Raw genomic sequence first — 22,030 nt, 5'->3', positions numbered from 1 at the left:
CAATCCGGCCCATGCCCACGCTCGCCCTCAACGACGACCTCGTCCTGCCCGTGTCCCAAGACCTGGCCTGGCGCGCGCTGCATGACCTGGCCCTGCTCGCCGACAGCCTGCCCGACGGCGCCCGTCTCGCGGCCGGCGACGCGCCGCGGTCCTACGCGCTGGCGCTGCCCGGCTTCGAGGGCGTCGTGACCGTCCTCGACCTCGAGGTCCCCAGCCGCCTGCGCCTGCGCATCGACGGCCGCGGCCCTCGCACCGGCAAGGTCGAAGGCCAGGCGCAGCTGCGGCTGGCCTCGCTGGGCGAGGACCGCGCGCTGCTGCATGTGGCGCTCGTGATCCAGGCCGAGCGCGAGACCCCCACCAAGGTCGCCGGCCTGATGGCGCTGCGCGAGCGGCTCGCCGGCATCGCCGCCGCCGTCGAGCGCCGCCATCCGTCCGACCGCCCGCGGCCGGTGAAGGCGCCGCCCAAGCCGTGGCCGCAGCGCCTCGTCGACTGGTACCTGGGCTGGTTCGCCGCGATATTCAACGGCACCTTGTTCCCGCCGCCCAAGCCCCGTACGCGCGGCCCGCGCGCCAAGCGGTGAGCGGTGAGCGATTGACCTCCTCATGGCGACGTGGCGGTCGTCGTGAGCGGAATGTGAGCGTGACGTGAGCGTGGCGTTGGCCTGATGTGAGTCCGCTGTCATGCGGCGGTGCGCCGGGCGTGATGCAAACGAACTCGATGTAACTCGTTGATTTGCTTATAGAATTGGCGCCTCAACGGCCACCTCGCGGTGGCCGCTTCGTTTTTGCGCCGAGCGAGACCCAGGCTCGTCGGCGACTGCTTTCCGCCGATTCCCGATTCCCGATTCCCGATGGCCTCTCGCCTGTTCCCGCTGGACGCGCTGCGCGCCACCGCCGCGCAACTGATCGTGTTGCATCACCTGTCGGTCTACGGACCGATCGCGGAAGCCATGCACCGGCTGTTCCCGCTGCTGACCGGCTGGCTCTACGACTACGGGCGCATGGCCGTGCAGGTCTTCCTGGTGCTGGGCGGCTACCTGAGCGCGCGGGCGCTCGCGGCGCAGGAGCCGCAGCTGCGCCGCTCGGCGCCGGCGCTGCTGGCCCAGCGCTACTGGCGCCTGGTGCCGCCGTTCATGGCCGCCGTCGGGCTGACGTTGCTGAGTTCCTGGCTGGTGGCGCCCCTGCTGCCGGACCTGGTGCCGGAACAGGTGGAACTGGCGCAGATCCTGGCCCATGCGCTGCTGCTGCAGGACCTGCTGCCGGTCGAGGCGCTCACCGTCGGCGCCTGGTACGTGGCGATCGACTTCCAGCTCTTCGCGCTGCTGCTGCTGGTGATGTGGGGCCTGCGCTGCCTGCCGCTGCCCGGCGCCAGACGCCAGGAGCTCGCGCTGGCGCTGGTCGGCGCCCTGTGCGCGGCGTCGCTGCTGCAGTTCAACCGGATGGCCGAGCTGGACGCCTGTGCCGTCTACTTCTTCGGCGCCTACGGCCTGGGCGTGCTGCTCTGCTGGTGCCAGGGCTGGACGCCGCGGGCGCGCCGCGCCGGGCTGCTGGCGCTGGGCGGCTTGATGGCTGTCGCGCTGGCGCTGGAGTTCCGCGAGCGCCTGGTCGTGGCCGCGCTGACCGCGGCGGTCATCGCGCTGTCGCACCGCGGCACGCTGCCGGCGTGGTTCCAGCGGCACGGCCAGGCGCCGGTGCAGACGCTGGCGCGCCATGCCTACGCGCTCTTCCTGGTGCACTTCCCGGTCTGCCTGCTGGTGAACGCGATCTACGAGCACCGCGCCGAGAGCCCGGCCCTGATGCTGGACGCGCTCGCGCCGCTGGCGCTGCTGGCGGCCTGGCTGCTGAGCAACATGGCGGCGGTGCCTTTCCATCGCTGGATCGAGGCGCCGCTGCTGCGCTGGCGGCCGCGCGCCGCGGCGCTGCCGCAGGGCGTCGCGCTGCGCTGAGGCGCCCGTCGCGTCCGGGCCCGGCAGGCCCGTCGCCTGCTAGGCCCAGTTCTCGCGCGCGTTCTCGCGCCGTTGCAGGTCGGCGAGCGTCTTGCCCGGTTCGTCGCGGAAACGCTCCTCCAGCAGTTCCAGCTGCTGCACCCGGTCGACGCGGAAGCTGCGGAAGTCCTCGCGCAGCTCGCACCAGGCGGAGAAGGTCCACACCGGTCCCCAGAAGAAGCAGGCCAGCGGCCGCACGACGCGGGAGCTGGTCTGCTCGCTCAGGTCGAGGTAGTGCAGCCGCAGCTTGGTGCGGGACTCGGTGGCCAGGCGCAGCTGCGTCAGGCGCTCGCGGGTGGCGTTGTCCAGGCCGCGCTGCGGCGCGTAGACGGTCAGGCTCTCCGCGGCGGCGCGCGCCGAGCCCGGCAGCACCGCGAAGATCTTGCCCAGCGCTTCCTCGGCGCGCTGCCCGAGCACGGCGTCGAGCTGCGGCTGGGCCAGCCGCACCGCGGCGACCAGCGACTGGGCTTCCTCGGCGCTGAACATCAGCGGCGGCAGCTCGAAGCCGACCCGCATCCGGTATCCGACGCCCGCCTCGCCATCGATCGGCACGCCCTGCTGCTGCAGCGCGGCCACGTCGCGATAGACGGTGCGGATCGAGACCTCCAGCCGCTGGGACAGGAACTCGGCCGTCGTGAGACGGCGTCCACGGATGAGTTGGACGATCTGGAACAGGCGGTCGGCGCGGCGCATCCCACCATTGTCAGCGATGGGCCCCACCTATCCGAGTCGTCATCCCCGCTACGATGTGCCGCATGGCTGACCCACATGTTGCGCTTCCCCATGTCGTGATCATTGGTTGCGGGTTCGGTGGCCTGGAGGCCTCCAAGGTCCTCGACGGTGCCCCGGTCCGCATCACCTTGATCGACCGCAGCAACCACCACCTGTTCCAGCCGCTGCTGTATCAGGTCGCGACGGCCGGCCTCACCGCGCCGTCGATCGCGTCGCCGATCCGGCACATGCGACGCCACCAGCGCAACCTCACGGTGCTGATGGCCGAGGTCGACACCATCGATGTCCAGGCCCGCGAGGTCGTGCTCGGCGACGGACAGCGCCTGCGCTACGACCACCTGATCGCCGCCGCCGGCGCGACGCACAGCTACTTCGGCAACGACCAGTGGCAGGCGCATGCGCCAGGCCTCAAGACGCTGGCCGACGCCTTCCAGCTGCGCGCGCGCCTGCTGAGCGCCTTCGAGCGCGCCGAGACCCTGCCCGATCCCGCCGACCGCGCGCCCTGGCTCAACTTCGTCGTCATCGGCGGCGGGCCCACTGGCGTGGAGATGGCCGGCACGCTGGCCGAGATCGCCCGCCACACGCTGCGCGACGAGTTCCGCCGCATCGACCCGGGCCGCGCCCAGGTGCTGCTGGTGGAGGGGTCCGACCGGGTGCTGGCCGCCTTCAAGCCGGCGCAGTCGGCGCAGGCCCAGGCGCAGCTCGAGCGCATTGGCGTGGTGGTGCGCACCGGCTGCCGCGTCGTCGGCATCGACGAGGAGGGCGTGGACCTCCAGACCGCCGACGGCACCCGCGAACGGATCGCCTCCCGCACCAAGGTGTGGGCCGCCGGCGTCGCCGCTTCGCCGCTGGCGCGCACGCTGGGCGTGCCGCTGGACCGCGCGGGACGGGTGATCGTCGACGAGCAGATGAACATCCCCGGCCATCCCGAGGTCTACGTCGTCGGCGACATGGCCGCCGCGACCAGCCTGGAGAAGGATGGCAGCCGCAAGCCGGTGCCCGGCGTCAGCCCCGGCGCGAAGCAGGCCGGCCGGCATGCGGCGCGGCAGATCCTCGCGCGCCTGCAGGGGCGCTCGGAGCCGCCGTTCCGCTACCGCGACTACGGCAACCTCGCGACCATCGGCCGCAAGGCGGCGGTCGCCGACCTGGGGACGATCCAGTTCAGCGGGTTCTCCGCGTGGCTGTTCTGGCTGTTCGTGCACGTCTATTTCCTGATCGGCTTCCGCAACCGCGTCCGCGTCTTCGCGGACTGGGCCTGGGCGTACTTCACCTTCCAGCGCCATGCGCGCATCGTCGTGGAGCCCCGGCCCGGCGCGCGGGACGACGCCTAGGCGCCGGTCAGATCGGGGTGCAGATCTCGACCAGGGTGCCGTCGGGGCAGCGCAGGTAGGCGACCACCTGGCCCCAGGGCTTGGTCATCGGCGGGGTCAGGCCTTGCGCGCCGGCGCCCAGGGCACGCGCGTAGGCGGCCGGCACGTCCGGCGTGGACAGCCCGACCTCCATCCCCAGCGGCGCGCCGTCCGCGGCCTTGCGGTAGTCCTGGCCGAGGTTGCCGCGCGCGATGTCGTGGCGCGCGAAGGACAGGGTGGTGGCGCCGGTCTCGAGCTCGCCATAGGCGCCGGACTCGTGCAGGAAACGGCGCGTCAGGCCGAATGCCCGTTCGAAGAAGTCCAGCGACGCGCCCACGTCCTCGACGTAGACGATCGTGTAGGCGAAGTTGATGGCGCTCATGGCAAGCCCTCCGTGGAGTGACGATGAAAGCGGGGCGCTTGTCCCCGTTGGGCGGGGCAGCGGCGCGGCCCATGCCCCGGATCGCCGCCCGGGCGCCCCCGATTCGGGTGGGCCGCCCGTCAGGACGATGTCGCGCCGATGATGCGGACCGGCTGCTGACAGCGGATTGGCAGCTAGGATGCCGGCCATGAGTGCCCCGCCCCTCGAGCCGCAACGGCTGCCCAACGGTCTGCTCTGGCTGGCGCGCCCGGTCCCGGGCTCGCAGGTCGCGGTGCGCGTCGTCTATCGCTGCGGCGGCCGCGACGACCCCACCGGCCGCAGCGGGCTGTCGCACCTGGTGCTGCGGCTGATCGCCGGCGCCAGCCGCTACCTGGAGCCGGGCCAGTTCCACCGCCTGATCGCCAGCGCCGGCGGGCGCACCCGCATCGAGATCGACGAGGACTTCGCCGCGCTGCAGACGGTGGTGCCCGCGCCGCAGCTCGAGCGCGTGCTGTGGGCCGAGGCCGAACGGATGAGCAATCCCCGCCTGGATCCCGATACGCTGGCCAGCGCGCGGCAGCAGCTGCGCCAGGCGGTGCAGGAGCCGCTGCTCAATCCCTATGCGCGGCTGGACCTCGCGGTGCAGCGCCACGGCTACCTGACGCATCCGTACCAGCGCGGCGCGCTCGGCGATCCGGAGCAGCTCAAGGACCTGGACATCGATGCCGTGCGCGCCTTCCATGCCGCCCGGTTCGGCTGCGACCGCGCGCTGCTGGTGGTGACCGGCGCGTTCGACGAGGGCGCGCTCGCGCGCTGGGTGATGCACTACTTCGGCTCGATCCGTCCGCCGTTGCCGCCGTCCGCCGTGGCGGCCGTGACGGCCGCGCCGGCGGTGTCGCCGACCGCCTCGGCAACGCTGGCGTCGGGGTTGCCGGCCTCGTCCTCCTCCGGGCCCGCCGCCGTGCCGGTCACGCCGCCCGCCGCCGTATCGCCTGCGGCGTCGGTGGCATCGGTGGCCGAGCCGCGCGAGCTGCGCGAATCCCGTCGTCCCCAGAGCCAGACGCTCAAGCTGTCGCTGGCGCAGGCGCCGCTGCCGGCGGCCGCGCTGGTGTGGCAGGTGCCGCGCGCCGACGATCCGTCGCTGCCGACCTGGCAGCTCGCGCAGGCGCTGCTGGGGTTGGGGCGATCGGGCCGCCTCACCGACACGCTGGTCGACGAGAAGGCGCTGGCGCATCAGCTCAGCCTGAGACTGGATTCGCACCGCGACGCGGGGCTGCTGGTCGCCCAGGCGCTGGCGGCACATGGCCAGACCGCCGCACCGCTGGCGCAGGCCCTGCAGCAGGAAGTGCTGCGGCTGGCCGACGAGGCGATCACCGACGAGGAACTCGGCAAGGCCAAGGCCCTGCTGCGGCGCGAGACCCTGTCGGCCGAATGGACCGCCGACCGGCTCGCCCGGGCGCTCGGCACCGCCTGGGCGGTGCGCGGCGATGCCGGCGCGGCGGCCAAGGACATGGCGGTGTGGATCAAGCTCGGCGGTGCCGACGTGCAGCAGTTCTGGCGCCGCCAGGTCGTTCAGGCGCCGGTGCTGACGCTGCTGGCGGACGTCGGTGCCGCCGCGGGAGTCGCGGCATGACGGTCGACCTGCATCGTCGCGGACTGATGCTGGGCGCCGCGATCGCGTCCGGCTCGACGGCCTGGCCGGCGCTGGCGCAGGACGGCTTCGACCGCCCGCCGGAAGCGCCGCCCGCGACCGCGCTGCCGCCGCTGGCGATCGAGCAGGCCAGGCTGCCGAACGGGCTGCGCGTCATCGTGCTGCCGATGCCGGGGGCGCCGCGCACCGCGATCCGCCTGATCGGCGAGGGCGGCTGGCTGCGCGATCCGGCCGGCAAGGAAGGCCTGGCGGAGGTGGCGCTGTCGATGCTCGCGCAGGGCGCGAAGCGCGATGGCGAGGAGATGGAATCGGCCGACATCGCCTACGCGGGCGACCTGCTCGGCCTGCCGCTGCGGCTGGCGCTGACGCCATCCACCTGCGAGCTGGCACTGGAAGCGCTGCCGGACCAATGCGACGACGCGGTCAACCTGATGGCCGACCTGACGCAGCGGCCCTTGCTGGCCTTCGAGGCGCTCGAGCACATCCGCAGCCGGGCGCTCGACGCGCTGGTGCTGCGGCGCGCCGATGCGCTGCTGCTGGCGCCCTGGGCGGCACGGCGGCAGTGCTGGGGCCGCGCGCAGCCGGTGCAGACGACGGCCAGCCTGAAGCGCCTGCGGCGCGAGGACGTGCTGGGCTTCCATCGCCAGTACTGGCGGCCGGAACGCGCGGTGCTGCTGTTCGCCGGCGACCTGAGCCTGCAGGCCGCGCGCGGTCTGGCCGAGGACTTCATGGGCGACTGGCGGGTGCCCAAGGCGCCGGCCGGACCGACGCCGGCACCGGCGCTGGCGACCGCGACGCCCGCCGCCGCCGTCGCCCAGTTCCTGCAGCTGCCGCAAGGGCAGGGGTGCCGGCTGATCGTCCAGACGCCGGTGCCGCGCGGAACGCCGCCGGGCCTGCGCGAACTCGCGCGTACGCTGATGCATCAACGGATCGCCGCGCGTCTCCCCTGGCCCTGGGACAGCGAGATCGAATCGCTTGGCGGCGCGCTGTGCTGGCGGATGGGCGTGACGCTGCCGGTGGCGGCGGTGCCGGAGCAACTCGCACGCTTGCGGGAGCAGCTGCCGCTGCTGGCGGACGAGCCGGTGACGCCGGAGGACCTCGCGCTGGCCCAGGCCCTCGCGCTGGGGGACTGGCAGGCGCAGCTGGCGGAGGCGCCGGATGCGCTGCTGGCGCAGGCGATGGCGGCGGGGGAGCTGGAGGCGGTCCTGCAATGGCCCCAGCGCGTGAGAGCGATCAGCGCGCCGGTGCTGCAGCTGCTGCTGGCCGCGAGTTGGCGCGACAACCGCACGCAATTGCTGCTTCTGGGCGATGCGGGCCCACCGGCGCCGGCGCAGCGCGCCTGGCCCGGGCTGGCGCTGACTACAATGCGCGCTGTCATTGGGGAGTAGCCGCTGCACCCCGCCCGTCGCCCGACGGGCCGATTCAGCAGACCCGCGTCAACAGACTTGAGCTTCGGCTCATGGCGCGAGGTAGCCAGGAACCCGCGGGTTCCCAGCCTGGCGAGACCTTTGACCATGCCCCCGGACCTGCGGCCGGCGGCGGCATGGTCATGGGTTCGTTCCGGCCGCTGAGTCCTTCATGGAAGCCTTCCTCATCTCCACCGGCCTCGTGGCCCTCGCCGAGATCGGCGACAAGACCCAACTGCTGGCCTTCATCCTGGCGGCGCGTTTTCGCAAGCCGGGGCCGATCGTGCTGGGCATCCTGATCGCGACGCTGGTCAATCACGCCTGCGCGGGCGCCGTCGGCAGCTGGATCACGACGCAGGTCTCCGCGCAGACCTTGCGCTGGGTGCTGGGCCTGGGCTTCATCGCGATGGCGGTGTGGACGCTGATTCCCGACAAGATCGAGGAAGAGGAAACCGGCGGCAAGTTCCGGCTGGGCGTGCTGGGCACGACGATCGTGGCGTTCTTCCTGGCCGAGATGGGCGACAAGACGCAGATCGCGACGGTGGCGCTGGCGGCGCGCTTCAATGACCTGTGGATGGTGGTGGCGGGCACGACGCTGGGGATGATGATCGCCAACGTGCCGGCGGTGCTGGTGGGCGGCAAGCTCGCGCACAAGCTGCCGGTGCGGCTGGTTCACGCCATCGCGGCGGCGATCTTCGCGGTGCTGGGCGTGCTCACGCTTCTGGGGGCAGGCGCGTCGATGGGGTTGTGACCGATCAGCGTCATGCCAGCGGAGTTTGCCGCTCCGCGATCGAAGGTCATGGTGCGGAGGCAGCCGGCGCCCGAGCAGCGCCTCTCGATCAGGTAGTCCTGGAAGTCAGCCGTGCCCATGGCAAAGCGGTCCACGGCCTCTGCGACCTCTGCATCGTGTTCGACGCGAAAGTGAGGGTTGGCCAGCATCCGGCCGATGGCACGGATGAGGCCGGCCCGTTCCATGTCGTAGATCTTGCTGAGGACCCACCACATCTCCATGAGCGCCACGGTGGATACGTAGCCGGGATCCTCCGGCGTGAGGGAATTCAAGAACTCCCGCGCAACGGCCTTCTGCGGATCATCCTCGTCCACGAAATGGCGGACGAGGATGTTGGTATCGACGCCCCTCATCGGACATGTCCTCCCCGCGCACGGATCGCGCGGTTCATGTCCTTGATCGTGACCTTGCGCTTGGGCTTGCCGATCATGCCTTCCAGGCTGAGCGGATGCTCCTTCGAATAGATCAGGTACTCGTGCGGGGCGAGCCTGAGAAACTCCACCCGGTCCCCGGGAACCAGGCGCAGTTCGTCGCGAACGTCATCCGGGATGTTGAGAACCTGGCCTTCTTCATATGTGCCGATCTTGACCAGTGCATCGAGTGCGGACATGGCGTATCTCCTTGAATGGAACGGAAGCCCGCCACTCTATGGACGCCGATGTCGTCTCGCACTTGCTCAAATCAGTCATTGAGGGGTGAGGGCGTGCCCCTCTGGATGGGGCACTCCGAATGGGGAAGTGCTCAACGCGCCGACGCCTGCCGCACCGCGCGCTCCCACTGCGCCATCAGCGCCTGGGCGCGGTCGCGCGACAGGGTCGGGCGGAACACGCGCTCGGCCTGCCAGTTGCGGCCGATGTCGTCGAGGTTGCGGTAGACGCCGACCGTCAGTCCGGCCAGGTAGGCCGCGCCCAGCGCCGTCGTCTCGATCACCTTGGGCCGCACGACCGGGATGCCCAGCAGGTCCGCCTGGAACTGCATCAGCAGGTCGTTCACGCACGCGCCGCCGTCCACCCGCAGCTCGCTCACCGGCGCGCCACCCGCCGCGACCGCGTCCCGGCTCATCGCCTGCAGCAGCGCCGCGCTCTGGAACGCGATGCTCTCCAGCGCCGCGCGCGCGATGTGCGCCACCGTCGATCCCCGCGTCAGGCCCACGATCGCGCCGCGTGCCTCCGCGTCCCAGTAGGGCGCGCCCAGCCCGGTGAAGGCCGGCACGAACATCACGCCACCCGCGTCCGGCACGCTCTCCGCGAGCCCCTGCACCTCGCCGCTCGCCTTGATCGCGTTCAGCCCGTCGCGCAGCCACTGCACCACCGCGCCGCCGATGAAGACGCTGCCCTCCAGCGCGTAGCGCGGCGTCGCGTCGATCTGCGCGGCGCTGGTGGTGATCAGGCCGTTCGCGCTGGTCTGGAAGCGCGTCCCCGTGTGCATCAGCATGAAGCAGCCGGTGCCGTAGGTGTTCTTGGCCATGCCGGCCTCGAAGCAGGCCTGGCCGAACAGCGCGCTCTGCTGGTCGCCGCCGATGCCGCCGATGGTGAGGGCGCCGCCCAGGTGCTCCGGCGCCGCCTTGCCGAATTCATGCGCCGACGGCTTCACCTCCGGCAGCAGGGACGCGGGGATGCCCAGCAGCGCCAGCAGTTCCTCGTCCCAGCGGTTCTCGCGCACGTTGAACAGCATCGTGCGCGAGGCATTGCTCACGTCGGTGACATGCACCTCGCCGTTGGTCAGCTTCCAGATCAGCCAGCTGTCGATCGTGCCGAAGGCCAGTTCGCCGCGCTCGGCCTGCTCGCGCGCGCCGCTGACGTGGTCGAGGATCCACTGCAGCTTCGTGCCGGAGAAGTAGGCGTCGACGACCAGCCCCGTTTTCTCCTGGATCCGCGCGCCGTGCCCCTGCTCGCGCAGTTCGGCGCAGCGCGGCTCGGCGCGCCGGTCCTGCCAGACGATCGCATGGTGGATGGGCCGGCCGGTGCGGCGGTTCCACACCAGCGTGGTCTCGCGCTGGTTGGTGATGCCCAGCGCCTTCACGTCGGCGGCTTTCAGCGAGGCCTTGGACAGCACCTCGCGCGCGACGGCGAGCTGCGTGTCCCAGATCTCGTCGGCGTCGTGCTCGACCCAGCCGGGCTGCGGATAGATCTGGCGGAACTCGCGCTGCGCCATCGCGACGATGCGCCCTTGCGCATCGAAGACGATCGCGCGCGAACTGGAGGTGCCCTGGTCCAGGGCCAGCAGGTAGGTCATGACTTGTCTCGCTGGTCGTGTGCTTTGAACGGCGCTTGAACGGCGCTTGAACCGCGGGGCGGCGGCTGCCCGCCGCGATGCTACGGCGCGACCACCAGTTCCACGCCGGCGTCGCTCATCAGCGCCGGGAAGGGCTCGGGCGGCGGCTCGTCGGTGAAGAGCGCGTCGATCTGCGGCAGCCGCGCCACCTCGGCCATCGCCGGGCGGTTGAATTTCGTCGCGTCGGCCGCCACCCACACCTCGCGCGAATGCTCGACGATGGTCCGCGCCACCATCACCTCGCGGTAGTCGAAGTCGCGCAGGCTGCCGTCGGACTCGATGCCCGAGATGCCGATCAGCCCGATGTCCACCTTGAACTGGCGGATGAAATCGACCGCCGCCTCGCCGACGATGCCGCGGTCGCGATGACGCACCGAGCCGCCCACCATGACGAGCTCGCAGTCCGGGTTGTCGCTCAGGATCATCGCCACGTTGAGGTTGTTCGTGATGACCCGCAGGCCCTTGTGGCGCAGCAGCGCATGCGCCACCGCCTCGGTCGTCGTGCCCAGGTTCAGGATCAGCGAACAGCCGGCCGGGATGCGCGCCGCGATGGCGCGCGCGATGCGGGCCTTGCCATCGGCCTGCATTGCCTGGCGCTGGCGGTAGGCGATGTTCTCGGTGGTCGACGAGGGCACGCGCACGCCGCCGTGGAAGCGCTGCACCAGGCCGGCCTCGGCCAGACGCTGCACGTCGCGGCGCACGGTCTGCAGGGTGACGCCGAATTTCTCGGCCAGCGCCTCGACGCTCACCGATCCATTGGCGCGCACCTCTTGCAGCAGGTCGTTCTGACGCGGGTTGGGATTCATGGCGCGCAGGCTAAAGGAACCAAAACGAACAAATGATCGGGTAAACCCTTGCCTGAAACGCGCATATTCGCGCTAAAAAGAAAAAAGAAGAACAGAATTGCGAACTTCGCAACGGCCTTCGAACCGCCGTCGCGTCGATTCGTTCCCCAGGAGACCCGCTTGAATCCCGCCCCGATGACCGCCAGCCCCACGACGACCGAACCCGGAGCCACCGCCGCGCCGGGCGCGCCGAGCGCGTCGAACGTCTGCGACGTGTTCGTCGTCGGCGGCGGCATCAATGGCGCGGGCATCGCGCGGGACCTGGCCGGCCGGGGCTGGAAGGTCGTGCTGGCGGAGGCCTCGGACTTCGCGGCCCACACCTCCTCGTCGTCGACCAAGCTGATCCACGGCGGCCTGCGCTACCTCGAGTACTACGAGTTCTCGCTGGTGCGCAAGGCGCTGCAGGAGCGCGAGGTGCTGCTGCGCAGCGCGCCGCACATCATGTGGCCGCTGCGCTTCGTGATGCCGCACGACGCCGCGATGCGACCGGCCTGGATGATCCGCATCGGCCTGTTCCTGTATGACCATCTGGCGCGCCGCGAGGTGCTGCCCGGTTCCACCGGTGTCGACCTGCGCCACTCGCCCTACGGCGAGCCGCTCAAGGCCACGTACACGAAGGGCTTCGTGTATTCCGACGGCTGGGTCGACGACGCCCGCCTGGTGCTGCTGAACGCGCTGGACGCGCGCGAGCATGGCGCGGTGCTGCATACCCGCACGACGGTCACCGCGGCGCGGCGGCACGCCGACCACTGGATCGTGACGCTGCGCTGCGCCGACGGCGAGCGCACGGTGCGCGCCCGCGCGCTGGTCAATGCGGCGGGGCCGTGGGCGGAGGGCTTCCTGCGCGAGGTCGCCACGCCGGCGCGCGGCGAGGCGCTCGCCACCAAGAGCCTGCGCCTGGTCAAGGGCAGCCACATCATCGTGCGCAAGCGCTTCACCCACGACCACGCCTACATCTTCCAGAACCCCGACAAGCGCATCATCTTCGCCATCCCCTACGAGGACGACTTCACCCTGATCGGCACGACCGACGTGGAGCTCGCGCCCGATGCGCTGGCGGGTTTCGGCAAGGCGCGCATCGAGGAGCGCGAGATCGCCTACCTCTGCGAGCAGGCCAGCCGCTACTTCCGCGAGCCGGTCAGCGCCGCGGACGTGGTCTGGACCTACGCCGGCGTGCGGCCGCTGCTGGACGACGCCTCCGGCGACCCGTCGGCGGTCACGCGCGACTACCTGCTGGAGACCCACGCCGACGGCGGCGCGCCGCTGCTGAGCGTGTGGGGCGGCAAGATCACCACCTTCCGCAAGCTGGCCGAGGACGCGGCCGACCTGATCGGCGCGCTGCTGGGCGACCGGCGCCGCGCCTGGACCGAACATGCGCACCTGCCCGGCGGCGACCTGCGCGACTGGATCGGCGCGCCGCAGCGGCCCGACACCGATTTCCAGCGCCTGCTGGCCGCGATCGGCCAGCGCCACCCGTGGCTGCCGCCGTCGCTGGCGCGGCGCCTGGCGCGGGCCTACGGCGCCCGCGTCGGCCGGGTGCTCGGCGGCGCGGAGCGACTGGAGGACCTTGGCCCGGAGATTGCCCCGGGCCTGCACCAGGCGGAACTCGAATACCTGGTCCGCGAGGAATGGGCGCGCGCGGCGGACGACGTGCTGTGGCGGCGCTCCAAGCTGGGACTGCATTACACCGAGGCGCAGCGGATGGCGGTGGTCCAGTGGTTCGCCGAGCGCGAGCACCTCTGGGCCAAGCCGCCGGCCGCCGCCGCATGACCTGACCCCGCGCCCCGTGGCCCATCGGGAATGCGGGTTCGCGGGGAGCGACAACGGGAGCCACCCGCGCCATAAAGCGCAACGGCGCGCCGACCGGCGCCCGCCAGCGCCGGGAAACGCCGCGAGGCGCGACGAAACGACAACGACATGCACAGAGAGACAACGATGGAGCCGAGCTCATGGAGCTGAGCCTGCAGGGCGTGAGCCACAAGGTCGGCGCGCAGCAGCACCTGTATCCGATGGACCTGCGGCTGGTGCCGAACGCGGTCACCGTGCTGCTGGGCGCGACGCAGGCGGGCAAGACCACGCTGATGCGGCTGATGGCGGGCCTGGACCGGCCCAGCCAGGGGCGGGTGCTGGTCGACGGCACCGACGTCACCGGCTGGCCGGTGCGCCAGCGCGACGTGGCCATGGTCTACCAGCAGTTCATCAACTACCCGTCGATGACGGTGCGCGACAACATCGCGTCGCCGCTTCGACTGCGCCGCTCGACCGCGGGTACGCGGTCGGCCCCCCGGGGGGGCGCGGCCGTCCCTGGGGACAGCCCCTCGCGCGGCCCGCTCGATCGCGACGCGATCCGCCGCCGCGTGGACGAGCTCGCCACCAAGCTGCACATCGAGATGCATCTGGACAAGCTGCCCGCGCAGCTCTCCGGCGGCCAGCAGCAGCGCGTCGCGCTGGCACGGGCGCTGGCCAAGCAGGCGCCGCTGATGCTGCTGGACGAGCCGCTGGTGAACCTGGACTACAAGCTGCGCGAGGAACTGCGCGAGGAGCTCGGCCAGCTCTTCGCCGCCGGCGAGTCGACCGTGGTCTACGCGACCACCGAGCCGGCCGAGGCGCTCCAGCTCGGCGGCTACACCGCGGTGATGGACGCTGGCGAGCTGCTGCAGTACGGCCCGACCGCCGAGGTCTTCCACCGTCCCGCGTCGCTGCGCGTCGCGCGCGCCTTCAGCGATCCGCCGATGAACCTGGTGATCGCGCAGGGCCTGGGCGACCGGCTGCAGCTGCGGCCGGGCGTCGAGCTCGCGCTGCCGGGGCAGGGCGGCGTCACCGTCGGCGTGCGCGCCAATGCGCTGCGTGTGAGCGCGCAGCCCGGCGACCTCGCGATCAAGGGCGAGGTCGAACTCGCCGAGATCTCCGGCTCCGACACCTTCGTCCATGCGCGCACCGAGATCGGCGAGCTCGTCGCCCAGCTGACCGGCGTGCACGACTTCGAGCTCGGCGCACCGCTGACGCTGTACCTCAACGCGGCGCATGTCCACGTCTTCGACGCGGCCGGCCTGCTGACACGGGCGCCCGAGCGCCGGGGAGGCCGCTGATGGCCCGCATCGACCTGGACCTGGCCCATGCCTATCGGCCCGATCCGAAGGAGGACAGCGACTACGCGCTGCTGCCGCTGCAGATGAGCTTCGAGGACGGTGGCGCGTATGCGCTGCTGGGCCCGTCGGGCTGCGGCAAGACGACGATGCTGAACATCGTCTCCGGGCTGCTGCGGCCCTCGCACGGCACGGTGAAGTTCGACGGCCGCGACGTGACCACGCTGACGCCGCAGCAGCGCAACATCGCGCAGGTGTTCCAGTTCCCGGTCATCTACGACACGATGACCGTGGCCGAGAACCTGGCCTTCCCGCTGCGCAACCGCGGCGTGCCGGCGGATCGCATCAAGGCGCGCGTGGGCCGCATCGCCGAGATGCTGGAGCTCAACGGCCAGCTGGACCAGCGCGCCTCGGGCCTGTCGGCGGACGCCAAGCAGAAGATCTCGCTGGGCCGCGGGCTGGTGCGCGAAGACGTGTCGGCGGTGCTCTTCGACGAGCCGCTGACCGTCATCGATCCGCATCTGAAGTGGCAGCTGCGCCGCAAGCTCAAGCAGATCCACCATGAGCTCAAGCTCACGCTGGTCTACGTGACCCACGACCAGGTCGAGGCGCTGACCTTCGCCGATCGCGTCGTCGTCATGACGCGCGGACGGGCGGTGCAGGTCGGCACGGCGGGCGAGCTCTTCGAGCGGCCGAGCCACCGCTTCGTCGGCCACTTCATCGGCTCGCCGGGCATGAATTTCCTGCCCGCGACGCTGGACGAGCGCGGCGCGTTGCGCGTCGCCGACCAGCCGGTGGCGACCGGCGGCGTCGCGCTGGACGCGGCGTTGCCGCGCGGCACGCCGTTCTCGCTGGGCATCCGGCCGGAATACGTGGCGGTCGACGAGGTCGGCGACGGCGTCCCGGCGCTGCCCGGCAGCATCACCGGCGTGGTGGCGCAGGTGCAGGACATCGGCACCTACTGGCTGCTCACGGCCCGCACCGGCGCGCATACGCTGAAGGCGCGGCTGCCGGCGCAGGCCTCGCCACCGCCCGCGGGCGCGACGGTCGCGCTGCGCGTGCTCAATCCCCACACCTGCTTCTATGGCGCGGACGAGCGGCTGATCGCCGCCAGCGCGGCGACCGCCGGCGCGCGCCAGGAGGATCTCGCATGAAACCCATCAACCAGAAAGCCTGGTTCCTGGTCCTGCCCGTGCTGCTGTGCGTGGCCTTCTCGGCCATCCTGCCCTTGATGACGGTGGTGAACTACTCGGTGCAGGACATCATCTCGCCCGAGCGGCGCGTCTTCGTCGGCACCGAGTGGTTCGCGGCGGTCATGCGCGACGAGGAGCTCCACGGCGCGCTGCTGCGCCAGTTGGGCTTCTCGCTGGCGGTGCTGCTGGTCGAGATCCCGCTGGGCATCTGCCTGGCGCTGTCGATGCCGGCGCAGGGCTGGAAGGCCTCGGCGGTGCTGGTGATCGTCGCGCTGTCGCTGCTGATTCCGTGGAACGTCGTCGGCACGATCTGGCAGATCTACGGCCGCGCCGACATCGGGCTGCTGGGCGCGTCGCTGCAGGCGCTGGGCGTCGACTACAACTACACCGGCGATGCCACCGACGCCTGGGTCACGGTGCTGATCATGGACGTCTGGCACTGGACGCCGCTGGTGGCGCTGCTGTGCTTCGCCGGGCTGCGCTCCATCCCCGACGCCTACTACCAGGCCGCGCGCATCGACGGCGCCAGCAAGTTCGCGGTGTTCCGCTACATCCAGCTGCCCAAGATGCGGGGCGTGCTGATGATCGCGGTGCTGCTGCGCTTCATGGACAGCTTCATGATCTACACCGAGCCCTTCGTCCTCACCGGCGGCGGTCCCGGCAACGCCACGACCTTCCTCAGCCAGTACCTGACGCAGAAGGCGGTCGGCCAGTTCGACCTCGGCCCGGCGGCGGCGTTCTCGCTGATCTACTTCCTGATCATCCTGCTGCTGTGCTTCATCCTCTACAACTGGATGCAGGCGCTCGGCACCCAAGACAAGAGCGAGGTGGCCCATGGATGAACGCCGATTCCGCAAGCGCACGATCTTCCTGATCGCCTACCTGCTCTTCGCGCTGCTGCCCATCTACTGGATGGTCAACATGAGCTTCAAGACGAACGAGGAGATCCTCTCCAGCTTCAGCCTGTGGCCGCAGCACTTCTCGCTGGCCAGCTACCGGACGATCTTCACCGATCCGTCCTGGTACAGCGGCTACATCAACAGCCTGATCTACGTGGCGATCAACACGGTGATCTCGATCAGCGTGGCGCTGCCGGCGGCCTACGCGTTCAGCCGCTACTCCTTCCTGGGCGACAAGCATGTCTTCTTCTGGCTGCTGACCAACCGGATGACGCCGCCGGCGGTGTTCCTGCTGCCGTTCTTCCAGCTCTACACGACGCTGGGCCTGATGGACACGCACCTGGCGGTGGCGCTGGCGCACCTGCTGTTCAACGTGCCGCTGGCGGTGTGGATCCTGGAAGGCTTCATGAGCGGCATCCCGCGCGAGATCGACGAGACCGCCTACATCGACGGCTACAGCTTCCCGCGCTTCTTCCTGACGGTGTTCCTGCCGCTGATCAAGGCGGGCGTGGGCGTGGCGGCGTTCTTCTGCTTCATGTTCTCGTGGGTGGAGCTGCTGCTGGCGCGCACGCTGACCAGCGTCGACGCCAAGCCCATCGTCGCGACGATGACGCGCACGGTGAGCGCTTCCGGCATGGACTGGTCGACGCTCGCGGCCGCGGGCACGCTGACCATCGTGCCGGGCGCCATCGTCATCTGGTTCGTGCGCCACTACATCGCGAAGGGTTTCGCGATGGGCCGGGTGTAAGGGAGGTCCGCGATGTTTGATTGGATGGTGTGGACGACGCCGGTCGCGATCTTCTTCAGCTGCGTGGTGCTGATGCTGATCGGGATGACGGTGTGGGAGATCAAGTCGCCGACGACGCTGCGCAAGGGCTGGCTGCCGATGCGCACGACGCGCGGGGACCGGCTGTTCATCGGCCTGCTGACGGCGGCGTACATCAACCTGGCCTTCGTCGGCCTGGGCGCGAAGATGGCCGAGTGGTTCAAGCTCGAGGCCGAGCCCAGCGTGTGGATCAGCTTCGTCCTGTCGATGCTGGTGCTGGGCCTGATCCTGCGCAAGGGCTGACACTTCATTGAAGCTTCAAGGAATTCGGCTTCCTCTTCCCCCGGAGCCGCGATTCGTCCTCAAGAGGGGGAGATTCGACAGACACAGGAGACAAGCGTGAACAAGAGCAAGTATTCCGCGCTGGCCGTGGCCGCATTGCTGGCGTTGGGAGCGAACGCCGCCTGGGCCGGCGAGGCCGAGGCGAAGAAGTGGATCGACAGCGAGTTCCAGCCGTCGACGCTGTCCAAGGACAAGCAGACCGCCGAGATGAAGTGGTTCATCGAGGCGGCCAAGAAGCTGCAGGCCAAGGGCGTGAAGGAGATCTCGGTGGTGTCCGAGACCATCACCACGCACGAGTACGAGTCCAAGGTGCTGGCCAAGGCCTTCAGCGAGATCACCGGCATCACGGTCAAGCACGACCTGATCCAGGAAGGCGACGTCGTCGAGAAGCTGCAGACCTCGATGCAGTCGGGCAAGAGCATCTATGACGGCTGGATCTCGGACTCCGACCTGATCGGCACGCATTTCCGCTACGGCAAGATCATGAACCTCACCGACTACATGGGCGGTGCGGGCAAGGAGTGGACGAATCCCGGGCTGGACCTGAAGGACTTCATCGGCACCAGCTTCACGACCGCGCCGGACGGCAAGCTGTACCAGCTGCCCGACCAGCAGTTCGCCAACCTGTACTGGTTCCGCGCCGACCTGTTCGCGCGCAAGGACCTTCAGGACAAGTTCAAGGCCAAGTACGGCTACGAGCTGGGCGTGCCGCTGAACTGGAGCGCCTACGAGGACATCGCCGAGTTCTTCACCAACGACGTGAAGACCATCGACGGCAAGCCGATCTACGGCCACATGGACTACGGCAAGAAGGACCCGTCGCTGGGCTGGCGCTTCACCGATGCGTGGCTGTCGATGGCGGGCTCGGCCGACAAGGGCATTCCCAACGGCATGCCGGTGGACGAATGGGGCATCCGCGTGGCCGACGACAAGTGCACGCCGGTGGGCGCGTCGGTGGCCCGCGGCGGCGCGACCAACTCGCCGGCGGCGGTGTACGCGCTGACGAAGTACGTCGACTGGATGAAGAAGTACGCGCCCAAGGAGGCGACGGGCATGACCTTCGGCGAGGCCGGCCCGGTGCCGGCCCAGGGCCAGATCGCGCAGCAGATCTTCTGGTACACGGCCTTCACCGCGGACATGACCAAGCCGGGCCTGCCGGTGGTGAACGCCGACGGCACGCCGAAGTGGCGCATGGCGCCCGGCCCGAACGGTCCGTACTGGAAGGCCGGCATGCAGAACGGCTATCAGGACGTGGGCAGCTGGACCTTCTTCAGCGGCCATGACGCCAACCGGACGGCGGCGGCCTGGCTGTATGCGCAGTTCGTGACGGCCAAGACGGTGAGCCTGAAGAAGAGCATCCAGGGCCTGACCTTCATTCGCGACAGCGACATCCGCAGCGACTACTTCACCAAGAACGCCAACAAGTACGGCGGCTTGATCGAGTTCTACCGCTCGCCGGCGCGGGTGGCGTGGACGCCGACGGGCACGAACGTGCCGGACTATCCGAAGCTGGCGCAGCTGTGGTGGAAGAACGTGGCGCAGGCGGTGACCGGCGAGAAGACGCCGCAGGCCGCGATGGACACGCTGGCGGACGAGATGGACGCGGTGATGGCGCGGCTGGAGCGCGCCGGCATGGCCAAGTGCGCGCCCAAGCTCAACAAGAAGGAAGACCCGAAGAAGTGGCTCTCCGACAAGGGCGCGCCGTGGGCCAAGCTGGCCAACGAGAAGCCCAAGGGCGAGACGATCGCCTATGAGAAGCTGCTGGGGGCTTGGAAGGAAGGCAAGGTGCGCTAAGGAGACCCGCCTGAATCAGGTGGAGAGTGCTACCGAGGAGGATGGCACTCTCCAACCTGTAGCATTCGGCCCAGCGCCCGCAGTCTGCGACGGGCGAGAACTTAGGGCGCCCAATGACTCAGTCCATCTTTCTGACACGCGTCGTTCTCCGGAACTACAAGAGCATTGGGTACTGCGACGTCCCTCTTCGTCGATTGACCTACTTGGTGGGCACAAACGGCTCTGGGAAGAGCAACTTTCTTGATGCTCTCCACCTCGTGCGAGACGCATTGAGCGGATCTCTGGACAACGCGTTGAACGAGCGGGGCGGCCTTGGCGAGGTTCGCCGACGTTCTAGCGGACATCCGACGAACTTCGGCATCCGCTTGGAGTTCGTGCTCCCAAGTGGCCAACCAGGGCGGTATGCATTCAGCATCGGCGCGCTTGCGAACGGAGGCTACGAGGTCCAGAGCGAAGAGTGCACCATCGGCAAAAAGGGGCAAGGTCCGACGTATCGGATCGAGAAAGGGATCGTTAGGTCCACAAGTGAACCAACCTTTCCGGCCGTCACTGGGGATAGGTTAGCACTGGTAGCGCTGTCGGGTGTCGCTGCGTTCCGGCCAGTCTATGACGCACTGACCGCGATGGGCTTCTACAACCTGAACCCCAAGGTCATGCGAGAGCTCCAGAAGCCGCAGGAAGGAAGACTGCTGAAGCCGGTCGGGGAAAACATTGCTAGCGTCATAGGGCACCTGGAGCGCGTGGCGCCCGAAGGGCTGTCCAAGATTCAGGAGTATCTTCAGACGGTCGTACCGATGGTTCATGGCGTTCAGCGTGTTCAAGTCGGTCCGATGGAGACGCTCGAGTTCCGGCAAGACATGGCCGGCGCCAAGCATCCCTGGAAGTTTTTGGCGCAGAACATGTCCGATGGCACATTGCGCGCCCTGGGGGTTCTTACAGCACTCTTCCAAGGAAACCGCGATTACGCGCCCACGTTGGTGGGCATCGAGGAGCCTGAGACCGCACTGCATCCTGCAGCCAGCGCAGCGTTGCGCGAGGCCTTGGAACGCGCTTCTCAGCATTCGCAAATCATCATTACGAGCCACAGTCCAGATCTTCTGGACGATCGGAATATTGACGCTGATGCAATTTTTGCCGTGGTTTCAAAAGGGGGGGAGACCCATGTTGCAGCCTTGGATGAGGGGGCTCGAGAGTCACTTAGGAGCCATCTATTCTCTGCAGGAGAACTGCTGCGCCTGAATCAATTGGCGCCTGACCCAGTTGAGATTCAGCGACAAGAGACTTCGCAGATCGATCTTTTCGGCGAGGCGCGAGCATGACCAGCGTCAGTTCAATCGTCGAGGGAGATGGCGAGGTAGCGGCCCTACCTGTAGTGCTTCGGCGCTTACACGAACGATTCGGTCCGTACGATCACGTGAATGTCCTCGCGCCGATACGCGTCTACAAGGATCGTTTTCTTAACAGAGAAGAAGAGTTCCGTCGGCATCTCCTCCTGGCCGCAGCTAAGTGCGGAGAAGGGGGCTGGATTCTTGTGGTTCTAGACGCTGACGATGAATGCCCCAAGGAACTGGCCGAAAGGATTCGCGCCCGCGCGGCGGAGGTGGTACCTCATCGACGCGTGGCGGTCGTTATTCCAAAGCGCGAGTTTGAAGCTTGGTTCATAGCAGCGGCAGCTTCGCTTGAGGGCGTCCGAGGCTTCTCGTCTAGTGAAGCCGATCGCGGAATAGATGCGGAAACGCCCCGAAATGCCAAGGGTTGGCTCAAAGAGCGCATGCACGGTGGTAGTTACGGTGAAACCACCGACCAACCGGCATTCGCCGCTCGATTCGATCTGGACCAAGCGTTGGCCAACAGCCGCTCCTTTCGCAAGATGTGCAGCGAATGGAGGAAGAACTTTCAACTCGATGAAATGGGCGACGCCAAGTCTGTGGCTTAAGCACGGCGTAAGCCCCGCGCCGACGCCCATGCCACCATGGGCCCATGTTCAAGTCGCTGATCGACCTCTTCGACACGCTGGCGCCGGATGACGCGTTCGGCCGCTCGCGGGGCGGCACGCCGTCGCTGCCGCTCGCGGCGGCCGTGCTGCTGGTCGAAGTCATGCGAGCGGACGCCGACTTCTCCGGCGTCGAGCGCGCCGCGGTCCACCGCGCCCTCACCGCCCTGTTCGCCATCTCCGACGACGAGGCCGATGCGCTGACCGCGCAAGCCGAGCGCACCGCGCGCACGGCCTCCGACCTGTTCGCCTTCACCTCGCCGATCGACGAGCGCTGGGAGATGCCGCAGAAGCTGCGCCTGCTCGAGCTGATGTGGGGCGTGGCCTATGCCGACGGCCGACTCGGCGACATCGAGCGCCACACGATGTGGCGCATCGCCGACCTGCTGCACGTCCCGCAAGGCGCCTACGTCCACGCGCGCATGCGGGCGAAGGCGGCCGCCGGGATCGGCGACGAAGACTGAATCCGCCTCCTCCGAGGCACCGGTCGTGCCACCTGCCCGAAATGGAAAGCCCTCCGCAGGAGGGCCTTCTTGTTGGTGAGAGCTCGGTGATGGCGAGGCT

General features: G+C 69.2%; 22 protein-coding genes and 1 riboswitch. Of the genes, 16 read left to right on the top strand and 6 right to left on the bottom strand.

Annotated elements, in window-relative coordinates:
- The first annotated feature begins 11 nt into the window (after positions 1–11).
- Together FHT38_RS21515 and FHT38_RS21510 are read left to right on the top strand one after the other, a co-directional pair.
- Positions 12–581: a CoxG family protein gene (locus tag FHT38_RS21515; protein ID WP_183493165.1), complete on the top strand. Its 570-nt coding sequence runs from the start codon at positions 12–14 to the stop codon at positions 579–581.
- A gap of 270 nt (positions 582–851) precedes the next feature.
- Positions 852–1,946 carry an acyltransferase gene (locus FHT38_RS21510; protein WP_183493164.1) on the top strand — a complete coding sequence of 365 codons (1,095 nt, stop codon included), beginning with the start codon at positions 852–854 and terminating at the stop codon, positions 1,944–1,946.
- Between the two features lie 39 nt (positions 1,947–1,985).
- Here the strand turns inward: FHT38_RS21510 and FHT38_RS21505 are convergent, their stop codons facing one another.
- Positions 1,986–2,678 (bottom strand): YafY family protein, encoded by a 693-nt coding sequence (locus FHT38_RS21505; RefSeq protein WP_091728927.1) that lies wholly within the window; start codon positions 2,676–2,678, stop codon positions 1,986–1,988.
- A gap of 62 nt (positions 2,679–2,740) precedes the next feature.
- Here FHT38_RS21505 and FHT38_RS21500 point away from each other — a divergent pair, with 62 nt between their 5' ends.
- The gene (locus tag FHT38_RS21500; RefSeq protein WP_183493163.1) at positions 2,741–4,048 is read left to right on the top strand and encodes an NAD(P)/FAD-dependent oxidoreductase; all 1,308 of its coding nucleotides are present in this window, start codon (positions 2,741–2,743) and stop codon (positions 4,046–4,048) included.
- 7 nt (positions 4,049–4,055) lie between these two features.
- Here FHT38_RS21500 and FHT38_RS21495 read toward each other — a convergent pair whose 3' ends face one another.
- Complete coding sequence (locus FHT38_RS21495) at positions 4,056–4,439, bottom strand: VOC family protein (protein ID WP_183484150.1); 384 nt, start codon at positions 4,437–4,439, stop codon at positions 4,056–4,058.
- Between the two features lie 196 nt (positions 4,440–4,635).
- On the opposite strand from FHT38_RS21495, the gene FHT38_RS21490 reads away from it, so the two are divergent.
- From FHT38_RS21490 to FHT38_RS21480, 3 genes are all read left to right on the top strand, one after another.
- Positions 4,636–6,060: a pitrilysin family protein gene (locus FHT38_RS21490; protein ID WP_183493162.1), complete on the top strand. Its 1,425-nt coding sequence runs from the start codon at positions 4,636–4,638 to the stop codon at positions 6,058–6,060.
- Positions 6,057–7,466 carry a pitrilysin family protein gene (locus tag FHT38_RS21485; RefSeq protein ID WP_183493161.1) on the top strand — a complete coding sequence of 470 codons (1,410 nt, stop codon included), beginning with the start codon at positions 6,057–6,059 and terminating at the stop codon, positions 7,464–7,466. Before FHT38_RS21490 ends, FHT38_RS21485 begins: the two co-directional genes overlap by 4 nt.
- Positions 7,446–7,579: riboswitch (yybP-ykoY riboswitch) on the top strand. Its footprint overlaps the gene before it by 21 nt.
- Before the next feature lie 77 nt (positions 7,580–7,656).
- Positions 7,657–8,235, top strand: a complete 579-nt coding sequence (locus tag FHT38_RS21480) for a TMEM165/GDT1 family protein (protein ID WP_091728906.1) — start codon at positions 7,657–7,659, stop codon at positions 8,233–8,235.
- On the opposite strand, the gene FHT38_RS21475 is transcribed toward FHT38_RS21480, so the two are convergent.
- From FHT38_RS21475 to FHT38_RS21460, 4 genes are all read right to left on the bottom strand, one after another.
- Entirely contained in the window at positions 8,157–8,627 is a 471-nt protein-coding gene (locus tag FHT38_RS21475) for a PIN domain-containing protein (RefSeq protein ID WP_183493160.1), read from the bottom strand. The genes FHT38_RS21480 and FHT38_RS21475 overlap by 79 nt on opposite strands.
- Entirely contained in the window at positions 8,624–8,884 is a 261-nt protein-coding gene (locus FHT38_RS21470) for an AbrB family transcriptional regulator (RefSeq protein WP_183493159.1), read from the bottom strand. The genes FHT38_RS21475 and FHT38_RS21470 overlap by 4 nt, the downstream gene beginning before the upstream one ends.
- Positions 8,885–9,015: 131 nt before the next feature.
- A complete protein-coding gene (gene glpK, locus FHT38_RS21465; protein WP_091728893.1) occupies positions 9,016–10,509 on the bottom strand; it encodes a glycerol kinase GlpK in 1,494 nt (497 codons plus the stop codon).
- Between the two features lie 80 nt (positions 10,510–10,589).
- Entirely contained in the window at positions 10,590–11,354 is a 765-nt protein-coding gene (locus FHT38_RS21460; protein WP_091728890.1) for a DeoR/GlpR family DNA-binding transcription regulator, read from the bottom strand.
- 174 nt (positions 11,355–11,528) lie between these two features.
- On the opposite strand from FHT38_RS21460, the gene glpD reads away from it, so the two are divergent.
- From glpD to FHT38_RS21410, 10 genes are all read left to right on the top strand, one after another.
- On the top strand, positions 11,529–13,163 hold the full coding sequence (glpD, locus tag FHT38_RS21455) for a glycerol-3-phosphate dehydrogenase (protein WP_183493626.1): 1,635 nt from the start codon (positions 11,529–11,531) through the stop codon (positions 13,161–13,163).
- Between the two features lie 179 nt (positions 13,164–13,342).
- Positions 13,343–14,482: an ABC transporter ATP-binding protein gene (locus tag FHT38_RS21450; RefSeq protein WP_183493158.1), complete on the top strand. Its 1,140-nt coding sequence runs from the start codon at positions 13,343–13,345 to the stop codon at positions 14,480–14,482.
- Positions 14,482–15,633 (top strand): ABC transporter ATP-binding protein, encoded by a 1,152-nt coding sequence (locus FHT38_RS21445; protein WP_183493157.1) that lies wholly within the window; start codon positions 14,482–14,484, stop codon positions 15,631–15,633. Before FHT38_RS21450 ends, FHT38_RS21445 begins: the two co-directional genes overlap by 1 nt.
- Positions 15,630–16,514 (top strand): carbohydrate ABC transporter permease, encoded by an 885-nt coding sequence (locus tag FHT38_RS21440; protein WP_091728875.1) that lies wholly within the window; start codon positions 15,630–15,632, stop codon positions 16,512–16,514. The genes FHT38_RS21445 and FHT38_RS21440 overlap by 4 nt, the downstream gene beginning before the upstream one ends.
- Complete coding sequence (locus FHT38_RS21435) at positions 16,507–17,319, top strand: carbohydrate ABC transporter permease (protein WP_091728872.1); 813 nt, start codon at positions 16,507–16,509, stop codon at positions 17,317–17,319. Before FHT38_RS21440 ends, FHT38_RS21435 begins: the two co-directional genes overlap by 8 nt.
- 12 nt (positions 17,320–17,331) lie before the next feature.
- Positions 17,332–17,640: a DUF2160 domain-containing protein gene (locus FHT38_RS21430; protein WP_091728868.1), complete on the top strand. Its 309-nt coding sequence runs from the start codon at positions 17,332–17,334 to the stop codon at positions 17,638–17,640.
- 96 nt (positions 17,641–17,736) lie between these two features.
- Positions 17,737–19,473: an ABC transporter substrate-binding protein gene (locus tag FHT38_RS21425; RefSeq protein ID WP_091728865.1), complete on the top strand. Its 1,737-nt coding sequence runs from the start codon at positions 17,737–17,739 to the stop codon at positions 19,471–19,473.
- A gap of 113 nt (positions 19,474–19,586) precedes the next feature.
- Positions 19,587–20,792, top strand: coding sequence for an AAA family ATPase (locus tag FHT38_RS21420; RefSeq protein WP_183493156.1), 1,206 nt, complete (start codon positions 19,587–19,589; stop codon positions 20,790–20,792).
- A complete protein-coding gene (locus tag FHT38_RS21415) occupies positions 20,789–21,409 on the top strand; it encodes a DUF4276 family protein (RefSeq protein ID WP_183493155.1) in 621 nt (206 codons plus the stop codon). The genes FHT38_RS21420 and FHT38_RS21415 overlap by 4 nt, the downstream gene beginning before the upstream one ends.
- 44 nt (positions 21,410–21,453) lie before the next feature.
- Positions 21,454–21,930, top strand: coding sequence for a TerB family tellurite resistance protein (locus FHT38_RS21410; protein WP_183493154.1), 477 nt, complete (start codon positions 21,454–21,456; stop codon positions 21,928–21,930).
- Positions 21,931–22,030 lie beyond the last annotated feature (100 nt).

The organism is Mitsuaria sp. BK041 (assembly GCF_014193085.1).
Taxonomy (GTDB): Bacteria; Pseudomonadota; Gammaproteobacteria; order Burkholderiales; family Burkholderiaceae_C; genus Roseateles.
This window is presented reverse-complemented; position numbering and strand designations above follow the sequence as displayed.